General features: G+C 70.3%; 8 protein-coding genes. 2 read left to right on the forward strand and 6 right to left on the reverse strand.

Annotated elements, in window-relative coordinates; all coding sequences use genetic code 11:
- Positions 1–118: 118 nt before the first annotated feature.
- Together ACYVOO_RS22235 and pepE are read left to right on the forward strand one after the other, a co-directional pair.
- A complete protein-coding gene (locus ACYVOO_RS22235; protein ID WP_461017430.1) occupies positions 119–907 on the forward strand; it encodes an IclR family transcriptional regulator in 789 nt (262 codons plus the stop codon).
- Between the two features lie 149 nt (positions 908–1,056).
- Positions 1,057–1,785, forward strand: a complete 729-nt coding sequence (gene pepE / locus ACYVOO_RS22240) for a dipeptidase PepE (protein WP_461017431.1) — start codon at positions 1,057–1,059, stop codon at positions 1,783–1,785.
- 82 nt (positions 1,786–1,867) lie between these two features.
- Here the strand turns inward: pepE and ACYVOO_RS22245 are convergent, their stop codons facing one another.
- The 6 genes from ACYVOO_RS22245 to uraD all read right to left on the reverse strand — a co-directional run bounded on the left by ACYVOO_RS22245 (position 1,868) and on the right by uraD (position 8,650).
- The gene (locus tag ACYVOO_RS22245; RefSeq protein WP_461017432.1) at positions 1,868–3,316 is read right to left on the reverse strand and encodes a nucleobase:cation symporter-2 family protein; all 1,449 of its coding nucleotides are present in this window, start codon (positions 3,314–3,316) and stop codon (positions 1,868–1,870) included.
- A gap of 400 nt (positions 3,317–3,716) precedes the next feature.
- Entirely contained in the window at positions 3,717–5,144 is a 1,428-nt protein-coding gene (locus ACYVOO_RS22250; protein ID WP_461017433.1) for an 8-oxoguanine deaminase, read from the reverse strand.
- A gap of 43 nt (positions 5,145–5,187) precedes the next feature.
- Positions 5,188–6,654, reverse strand: coding sequence for a nucleobase:cation symporter-2 family protein (locus tag ACYVOO_RS22255; protein ID WP_461017434.1), 1,467 nt, complete (start codon positions 6,652–6,654; stop codon positions 5,188–5,190).
- A 118-nt stretch (positions 6,655–6,772) separates the two neighbouring features.
- The gene (gene pucL / locus ACYVOO_RS22260; protein WP_461017435.1) at positions 6,773–7,705 is read right to left on the reverse strand and encodes a factor-independent urate hydroxylase; all 933 of its coding nucleotides are present in this window, start codon (positions 7,703–7,705) and stop codon (positions 6,773–6,775) included.
- A gap of 7 nt (positions 7,706–7,712) precedes the next feature.
- On the reverse strand, positions 7,713–8,135 hold the full coding sequence (gene uraH / locus ACYVOO_RS22265) for a hydroxyisourate hydrolase (RefSeq protein WP_461017436.1): 423 nt from the start codon (positions 8,133–8,135) through the stop codon (positions 7,713–7,715).
- A complete protein-coding gene (gene uraD, locus ACYVOO_RS22270; protein ID WP_453344659.1) occupies positions 8,132–8,650 on the reverse strand; it encodes a 2-oxo-4-hydroxy-4-carboxy-5-ureidoimidazoline decarboxylase in 519 nt (172 codons plus the stop codon). Before uraD ends, uraH begins: the two co-directional genes overlap by 4 nt.
- Positions 8,651–9,491: the final 841 nt, after the last annotated feature.

Raw genomic sequence — 9,491 nt, forward strand, 5'->3', positions numbered from 1 at the left:
CGGAGTCACGGAGGCCCGCCGACCCGGCGTTTTCAGCAGAGTGCCCCTGGCGTTTCCCTCACAGCAACCTTTTCTCTATATCAGAGAAGCCGTTTCATATACCGGTAGGCTGCTTCCCGTGACCACAGAACGAGCGCCCCTTCAGACCGCCGACCGCGCCCTTCAGGTCCTGCTCGCGTTCTCGCAGGACCGGGACGAGTGGGGCGTCACCGACCTCGCGGCCGAGTTCGGCTGGGACAAGTCCGTGGCGCAGCGGCTGCTCGCCTCGCTCTCCCACCGCGGCTTCCTGGTCTCCGACGAGGTGACGCGCCGCTACCGCCTGGGCCCCGCCGTCTGGCACATGGCCACGGCGTGGGAGCGGCACGGCGGCATGGCCGGGCTCGTGCGGCCCGCCCTGCGCGAGCTGGCGGCGGCGAGCGGGGTCACCGCGCTGTTCGCCGTGCCCGACGGCGCGCACATGCGGTGCGTGGAGTCGGCGGACGGCACCTCGGGGCCGCTGCGCGTGTACCGGCTGGCCGACGAGCTGTATCCGGCACACGCAGGGGCGACCTCGCGCGCGTACTTCGGGATGCTCACGCCCGGCGCGCGGTCCGGGCTGCTCTACGGGCGCCCGATGGCCCGGTTCAGCGAACTGACGGTCACGGACCCGGAGCGTCTGGAGGAGCTGATGGGCCGGGTCCCCGCGGACGGTTACGCGTACTCCGAGGGCGAGTACGATCCCGCGACGGCGGGCCTGGCCGTGCCCGTCCTCGTCCGCGCGCAGCCCGTGGCCTCGCTCTCCCTCGTCGGGCCGCACGAGTCGCTGGACGGGCCGCGCGAGGAACTGCTCAGGCCGCTGCGCTCGGTGGCCGAGGGCCTGGGCGAACTGCTCACCCCGCGCAGCGCTGCCCGGGCACGGCGCCCGTGACGCGCGTCGCGGCACGCGTAACCCCCGCGCACACGGGGCACCACCAGCACCACGAAAGCCCACCCGCCACCACCAACTCACCGCACCAACCGCACAGCCCAGCACGACCCGCACAACCCGCACAACCCGCACGACGAAAGGCGACCGACATGAAGCTGCTCCTGCTCTCCAACTCCACCGCGCCCGGACACGGTTACCTGGAGCACGCGCGCGAGGTGATCGCGGAGCATCTGCGGGGCGTGGAGGAGCTGCTGTTCGTCCCGTACGCACTGGCCGACCACGACGGCTACACCGCCAAGGTGACCGCCTTCATGGAACCCCTCGGCATCCGTGTGCGCGGCGTCCACACGGGCGAGCCCGGGCAGTTGGCCACGGAGGCGGAGGCGGTGTTCGTCGGCGGGGGCAACAGCTTCCGGCTGCTCAAGTCGCTCCAGACGCGCGGTCTGCTGGAGGCGATACGGGCGCGGGTGACGGCGGGCGCCCCGTACATGGGCTCCAGCGCGGGCACCAACATGGCGTGCCCGACGCTGCGCACCACGAACGACATGCCGATCGTCGCGCCGCTGTCCTTCGAGAGCCTGGGGCTGATCCCCTTCCAGATCAACCCGCACTACCTCGACCCGTCCCCTGACACCTCCCACATGGGCGAGACCCGCGAGGAGCGCCTCACCCAGTTCCTGGAGGAGAACGACGTGCCGGTGCTCGGTCTGCGCGAGGGCACCTGGCTGCGACGGGAGGGCGAGCGCCTTGAGCTGGGCGGCGTGGCGGCGGGCGCCCGGCTCTTCACGTACGGCGCGGGCCCCGTCGAACATGTACCGGGCGCCGATCTGAGCCAGCTCCTCGCGGCCCCGGCCCGGTTCGACATCGGCGACGCGTAGACGCAGGCGACGCCGACGCCGACGCACGGGTGCCGGGCGAGCCGCTCAGGGCCCGTCCGGCACCCGTGCCGAGGCGGCAGCCTCAGCGCGGCGCGGGCGCCGGAGTCGCCGCCGCCCCTGCCTCAGCGCCCGCCTCCGCGGCCGGTTCGCGCTGGTGGGGGATCTCCCCGCCCGGTTCCATGGGCGCGGTGACCTCGTCCGCCTCGCGCCGCTTGCCGATGTGGTTGAAGACCAGGTTGAGCACGATCGCGGTGACGCAGCCCGTGGAGATGCCCGAGTCCAGGATGATCTTCGCGCTCTCGGGGAACGCGTGGTAGAACTCCGGCGCCGTGATCGGGATGATGCCGACAGCCAGCGAGACGGCGACGATGAGGACGTTGTTGTCGCGGTCCAGGCCCGCCTTGACCAGGGTCTGGATGCCGCTGGCCGCGACGGACCCGAAGAGCACGACGCCCGCGCCGCCCAGCACCGGCTGCGGAACGGTGGCGATCAGCGCGGCGGCCAGCGGACACAGCCCCATCAGGACGAGCAGTCCGCCACCGGCCGCGACCACGAAGCGGCTGCGGATGCGGGTCATCGCGACGAGGCCGATGTTCTGCGCGAAGGCGCTGCACATGAAGCCGTTGAAGAAGGGGCTGACGAACGAGCCGAGGGTGTCGGCGCGCAGGCCCGCCGCGATGGTCTTCTCGTCGGAGGGCTTGTCGACGATCTCGCCCAGCGCGAGCATGTCGGCCGTCGACTCGGTCATCGAGACGAGCATGACGACGCACATCGAGACGATCGCGGCCAGCGCGAACTGCGGGGCGCCGAAGTGGAACGGGGTGGGGAAGCCGATCACGTCGGCCTGCTGGAGCGCGGCGAAGTCCGTGATGCCGACCGGAATCGCGATCAGCGTGCCCACCACGAGCCCCAGCAGCACCGCGATCTGCTTGAGGAAGCCGCGTGTGAAGCGGCGCAGCAGCAGCACGATGACGAGGGTGACGGCGGCCATGGCGATGTTCTTGCCGTCGCCGTAGTGCGGGTCCTGCTCGTTGCCGCCCTGGGCCCAGTTGAAGGCGACGGGCATCAGCGAGATGCCGATCAGGGTGATGACGGTGCCGGTGACCACGGGTGGGAAGAACCGCACCAGCTTGCTGAACCACGGCGCTACGACAAAGCCGAGTGCCCCGGCCACCATCGTCGCGCCGAATATCACGGGGAGCGCGTTCTCCGGGCCCTCGGACTTGTTGATCGCCAGCATGGGCGCGACGGAGGCGAAGGTGACGCCGTTGACGAAGGGCAGCCTGGCGCCGATCTTCCAGACGCCGAGGGTCTGGAGGAGGGTGGCGATGCCCGCCATGAAGAGGCTGGCGCCCGTCAGGAACGTCAGCTCGGTGACGGACAGCCCGACGGCAGCGCCGATCACCAGGGGCGGGGCCACGACGCCCGCGTACATGGCCGCCACGTGCTGGAGGCCGGTGGTGGCGAGCTTCAGCGGCGGCAAAGACCGGTCGACCGGATGTTTTTCAGCCGCTGCTTCGGCTCCTTCCACGGGCGCGGGCTCCTCCGGAGCCGTCCCGTCGTCGTGCGATCCCGCTGCCTTCTTGCCTTGCGAGCCTTGCGATATGAACCTGGGCGGCTTGGCCACTGCGGTCCTCCTGTCGATGTCAGTGCCGTCGGTGCGGCACCCGCTTTCAGGGAGGTGGTGCGTCGTGCAAGGTCGTGCTCGGTGTGCGGTGTGCCGTTGCGCCCGGGTCGTGCCGGACCGCCCCGGGGGCGTGAAGTTTTGGGCCACGCCCCCGGGTACGGCGTCTGAGCATCCCGCTCGGCTGCTCAGACCCCGGCCGGGAGCCGTCCCTCCCGGCCGGAGATCACTGGGGTGGTGCCGGTCCGTCGTTCCGTACCGTCAGCGCGCGGGGTTTCCGGCGCGTGGACGGACGGCTACGTTCCTGCTAACCGGCGTCCTCGGCGATACGGGCGAGGCGCCGTGCCTCGTCCCGCGCGCCGCGTGCGATGTCGTCTTCGTCCGCCCTCGTGAGGCGGCCGTCCTCCACCACGGGGAGGCCGCCCACCAGCGAGAGCGTGACGGGGGCCGCCGCGCCGAAGACGAGCGCGGTGACCGGGTCGGCGATGGTGGAGTGGCCGATCCCGTCGAGCTTCCAGAGCACCAGGTCGGCGAGCTTGCCCGGCTCCAGCGACCCGGTCTCCTCCTGGCGGCCCAGCACCTGCGCCCCTCCGTAGGTCCCCAGGCGCAGCGCCTGACGGGCGTTCAGCGCCTTCTCCTTGTGGGGGCCGAGGCGGTTGACGAGCAGCGCGTTGCGCAGTTCGGTGTGCAGTTCGCCGGACTCGTTGGAGGCGGTGCCGTCCACCCCGAGGCCGACGGGGACGCCCGCCGCGAGCATGTCGGGGACGCGGGCGATCCCGGCCGCGAGGCGCGCGTTGGAGGACGGGCAGTGCGCGACGCCCGTGCCGGTACGGGCGAAGGCGGCGATGTCCGAGTCGTTCATGTGGACGCAGTGCGCCATCCACACGTCGTCGCCGAGCCACCCCGTCGACTCGAAGTAGTCGGTGGGGCCCATGCCGAACAGTTCCTTGCAGAACTGCTCCTCCTCGGCCGTCTCGCTGCCGTGCGTGTGCAGGCGCACCCCCTTGCGGCGGGCGAGTTCGGCGCCCTGCCTGAGCAGATCCGTCGATACGGAGAAGGGCGAGCAGGGGGCCACGGCGACCTGCGTCATCGAGCCGAAGGAGGCGTCGTGGTAGGTGTCGATGGTCTCCTCGGTGGCGCTCAGCGCACCCTCCAGGGACTCGACGGCGAAGTCCGGCGGCAGCCCGCCGTCGGAGGTGCCCCGGTCCATGGAGCCCCGGGCGAGGGTGAAGCGGACGCCCATCTCGGAGGCCGCGCGGATGATGGCACCGGAGAGGTCGCCCGCACCGCGCGGGAAGACGTAGTGGTGGTCCATGGCGGTGGTGACACCGCCGCGGGCCATCATCGCCAGCGAACCGCGCGCGGCGGCGGCCACCATGGGCTCGTCGATACGGGCCCAGGTCGGGTAGAGGGCGACCAGCCAGTCGAAGAGGATGTGGTCGGTCGCCATGCCCCGGGTGATCCACTGGTAGAAGTGGTGGTGCGTGTTGACCAGCCCCGGGGTGACCAGGTGGCCCGTGCCGTCGACACGCCGTACGACGTTCGTCAGGCCCTCGGGTGCCTTGCCCGCACCGATGGATTCGATGCGGTCGCCCGCGACGACGACATGCCCGGAGGCGTACTCCGTGTCGCGTGCGTCGACGGTCGCGACGGCGCAGTTCTCGATGACGACGCGCTCGGTGACGCCGTCCCCGGTGTGCTCCGCGCCGCCTGCTCGCGCTGCTTGCTCTGCCATGGTGATTCCTCGTAACTCACTCGGGGGTGGGCACGGCAGGGCCCTAGGAGATTTGAGTGCCGGAGCCGGCAGGAGCAGCTGACAGGACTGCTCCGCCGTTCTTTCTCCGGGTGCCGAGATGGTGGAAGAACAGGTTGAGCACGACAGCGACCAGGGCACCGGCACTGATGCCTGACCCCAGGATGGTCTGTGCCCAGGCCGGGAAGTCCTCGTAGAAGGTCGGCGCGGCGAGCGGGATGATGCCCGCGCCCAGCGACACGGCGACGAGGATGATGTTGGAGCTGTCGTCCAGGCCCGCCTCGGAGAGGGTGCGGATGCCGCTGACCGAGATGGAGCCGAAGAGGACGATGCCCGCGCCGCCCAGCACCGGCATGGGGACGAGGTTGACGACGGCGCCCAGTACGGGGAAGAGCCCCAGGATCACCAGGGTTCCGCCCGCGACGGCGACGACGTAGCGGCTGCGCACCTTCGTCAGCGTCACCACACCCACGTTCTGCGCGAAGGCGCTGGTGGCGAAGGAGCCGAACACGGCGCCGACGACGGAGGCGATGCCGTCGGTGCGCAGTCCGCGGGTGATGGTGTGCCGGTCGCAGTCGCGTTCGCAGATCTTGCCCAGGGCCAGCATCCCGGCCGAGGACTCGGTCATCAGGACCAGCATCACGATGCACAGCGAGAGGATCGCCGCGGGCTGGAACTCGGGCGCGCCGAAGTGGAAGGGCTGCGGGATCGCCGCCACGGGTGCCTCGCTGATGGCCCCGAGGTCGGCCTTTCCGAACGGCACGGCGGCGAGCGTACCCGCGAACAGGCCGACGAGCAGGGCCACTTGGCGAAGAAAGCCGCGTCCGAAGCGCTGCACGACGAGAATGACGGCAAGGGTGAAGGCGGCCAGCGCGAGGTTCGGCATCGAGCCGAAGTCGGCGGCCTGCTTGTCCCCGCCCTGCGCCCACTCCACGGGCACCGGCATCAGCGAGACCCCGATCAGGGTGATGACGACGCCGGTGACGAGCGGCGGGAAGAAGCGCAGGAGCCGCCCGAAGAAGGGCCCGAGCAGCAGGCAGAAGAGCCCGGCGACCATGACGGCGCCCGTGATGGTGGGCAGTCCGTGTCCCGGTTCGGCCTGGCCCGCGATGGCGAGCATGGGCGCGATGCCGGCGGAGGAGGCCGCGTTGACGAAGGGGAGCCGGTTGCCGACGAAGCGGCCGAGGCCGAGCGTCTGGAGGAGCGTGGCGAGACCGGCGATGAAGAGGCTGGCGGCGATGAGGAGCGTCATGCCGCCGGAGTCGAGGCCGCACGCCTGCCCGATGATGAGGGGCGGGGCGACGACGCCCGCGTACATGGCGGCTATGTGCTGGAGCGCGGCGGGTATCAGCCGCGAGGCGCGTAGCTTCTCGTCCACGGGGTGGACACCGTGGTCGGTGCGGTCACCGTCGCCGGTGCGGTCACCGTGGTCGGTGTGAACGGCGGGGGCCGGGGCTTTGCCGTCACCTTCTGGTTGTGCAGGCTGTGCCATTGTCGTTCCCTCCGGTATGGAACGCCCCCGGGCACACGGCGGACGGGGCGGGTCGACGTGCGGCTCTGCGCGTCATGCCCGTTCGCGCCGGGTGTCCCGGGGACTCATACCTCCCGCGTCAGAGGTTGGTCATGTCGACCGGTATCAGGGCCTCGGCACCGTCGCGCAGCACAGTGGCCTCGATGAGGCCGTACGGGCGGTCGGCCGCGTAGTAGACGGCGCCGTCGGCGGTCTCGTTCTTGATGCCGAAGGGCTCCAGGTCCACGCGGAAGTGGTGCTTGTTCGGCATGGAGAAGCGGATCTCGTCGATCTCGGCCCGGCTGTTGATGACGCGCGAGCCCATTTGGTACAGGGTCTGCTGGAGCGAGAGCGAGTACGTCTCCGCGAAGGCGTGCAGCATGTGCTTCTTCGTCTGCTGGTACGACTTCTCCCAGTTGGGCCGGCGCTTGTCGCCGCCGTCCCAGCTGTGCCGCCACACGGAGGTGACCTCGGTCGCGAGTATGCGGTCGTAGTCCTCGCGCAGCGTCGTGTACCTGTCCTTGATGTAGCCCCAGAACTCCGAGTTGGTGGAGTTCATGACGGTGAGGCCCTTGAGGCCGCTGAAGACCTGGAAGCCCTCGCCGTCGTAGGTGATCTGGGCGGTACGTGTCTCCGCGCCCTTGCGGACGAAGGAGTGCCGCACGTCGTCGGCGCCGATGAACTTCGAGTTGGCCTCGGAGGTCTCGATCCGCTCCCAGTCGTACTCCTCGACGCGGATACGGGCCTTGGTGATCGGCTCGCAACTGTCGACGAAGTGCTGGGCCAGCAGGATGCCGAACTGCTCGGCGGACTCGATGCCGTGTTCCTTGGCGAAGGCGAACACGGTGTTCTTGGTGGTGTCGGTCGGCAGGACGTTGGCGTTGGAACCCGAGTAGTGGACCTCGTCCAGCTCGCCGCTCAGCGCGACGGAGACGTTGAGGTCCTTGATGTGGTGGGTGTCGCCTTCGCGCGTGATCTTGACAACGCGGTTCTCCGCCTTGCCGTACTGATTCTGGCCGAGAATCGTGGGCATGTCGGTGTCAGCTCCCTCGGTACACGGAGTAGCCGAACGGGTTGAGCAGCAGCGGTACGTGGTAGTGCTCGCCCGGCGTGACCGCGAAGGTGATCGCGACCTCCGGGAAGAAGACACCGCTGTCCCTTACGCGGGGGGCGTCCTGCTGTTCCTCGGCTTGCGGGGTGGTGTGGCTCTGGTTCTTGCTCTCGAAGTACGGCTCGACCTCGAAGTGGAGCCGTACGTGCGAGATGCCCTCCGGCAGCGCCGGAAGGTCCTTGCAGCGCCCGTCCGCGTCGGTCTTCGACGCGCCGTGCGCGGCCCACTCGGCATCACGGCCCGCGCGCACGGCGAGCGAGACGGCCACGGCCGCGGCGGGGCGGCCGATGCTGGTGTCCAGGATGTGTGTGGACACCGACGCCGTGCGGTGCGCGCTGTTCTCACTGCTCATGCTGCTCGGGCTCCTTCTTCCGCGAGGCGCGTCAGCCGGATTCGGTTGATCTTGGCCAGCTCGCCGCGGACGATCTCTCGTTCCTGGTCCGGCGTGTTCCCGATACGGTGCCGCACCGCGTCCCGCATCTCCTCGCCGGTCAGGCCCGTGGCGCAGATCAGGAAGACATGGCCGAACCTGTCCTGGTACGCCAGGTTCAGTTCGAGCATCTCCGCCTTCAGCTCCTCGGTGGCCCCGGCCATGCCGCGCTGCTCACGCGACGAGGTCGGGTCGCCCGGCTTCGGCCTGCCGATGGGCGGGTGCCCCGCCATCGCCTGGGCCAGATCCGCCGCGGTCAGCTCCGCCATTGCGGTGTCGCTCGCGGTGAACAGGGCCTCGACGCTGCGGTACGGGCGCTGGGCGAGCAGGGTGCTCGCCCATGCGTCCGAGGCGCATACCTCGCGGAGCGCGGCGCGTGCGTCGCTCTCCTCGGCTGAGTTGAGCCAGGTCAGACCTGGCGCGGGGCGCGAAGTCACGGGAGCCTCCGAGGCCGTGGTGCTGTTCGGGCTGGGAATAGCTAAGTCCTCGGAGAACATCGCGTCAACAGTTTGTTGAAACTCTTTGTATCCGGGGTGTCCCTGCGGGTCTCCTTCACGGGGGTGTTGCGCGGGACGGTTGGCCGGTGTGGTGGGTGCCGTAGGGTCCCGCGCTGATTTTTGTGCCCCTGTCCGGGGGTGCGGTCGTGTGGCTGGGCGCCGTGTTCGGGTGCGGCTGTGTGGCTACGGCGCGGCCTATGGACCGGTGCTTCGCGGCTGGCGCCGCGTGATTCCGGGTTTCCACCGTGGTTGTGGGGTGCGTGGGTGGTGGGTGTCCGGTGCCGGGGTGGGGTGTCTCCTCGGCGTGAAGGTCTCGTGTTCGGCTCTCCGCCGGTGACTTTCTCGACCTGCGGGGACACCCCACCCCGTCCCCGTCCCGCCGGTGGCCCGCTGCCACTCCGGGTCGGCTGATCCCGGCTCCTTGGCGTGCGGCGGCACGCCCACCCCAGCGCGGGACCTACGGCCCCCACTCCACGGGCAACCCGTCCCGCGCAACACCCCCGGTGCAGGGGTGCGCCTGCCCGATTGCCCCTTGGGGTTTCGTTGGCGTGCTGCGGGCCGGTGGCACGGGTTGCGCCCACCCTCCCCCAGCTACCGCTGGGAGGTGCCCCCTCGCCAGCGGGACGATTGCCCACAACAATTGTGGTGAGCCGTCGCCGTCGGCTTCCCGTGGCAGCGCTGGGCCCCTCCGGCACGGTGCCGGTCCACAGCATGGGAACAAGCGGAGGGGGCACCGGCCGGAGGTTGGCCACCGGGTGGGAGGGGACGTGGTGGGGTGTCC

The organism is Streptomyces daliensis (assembly GCF_054782395.1).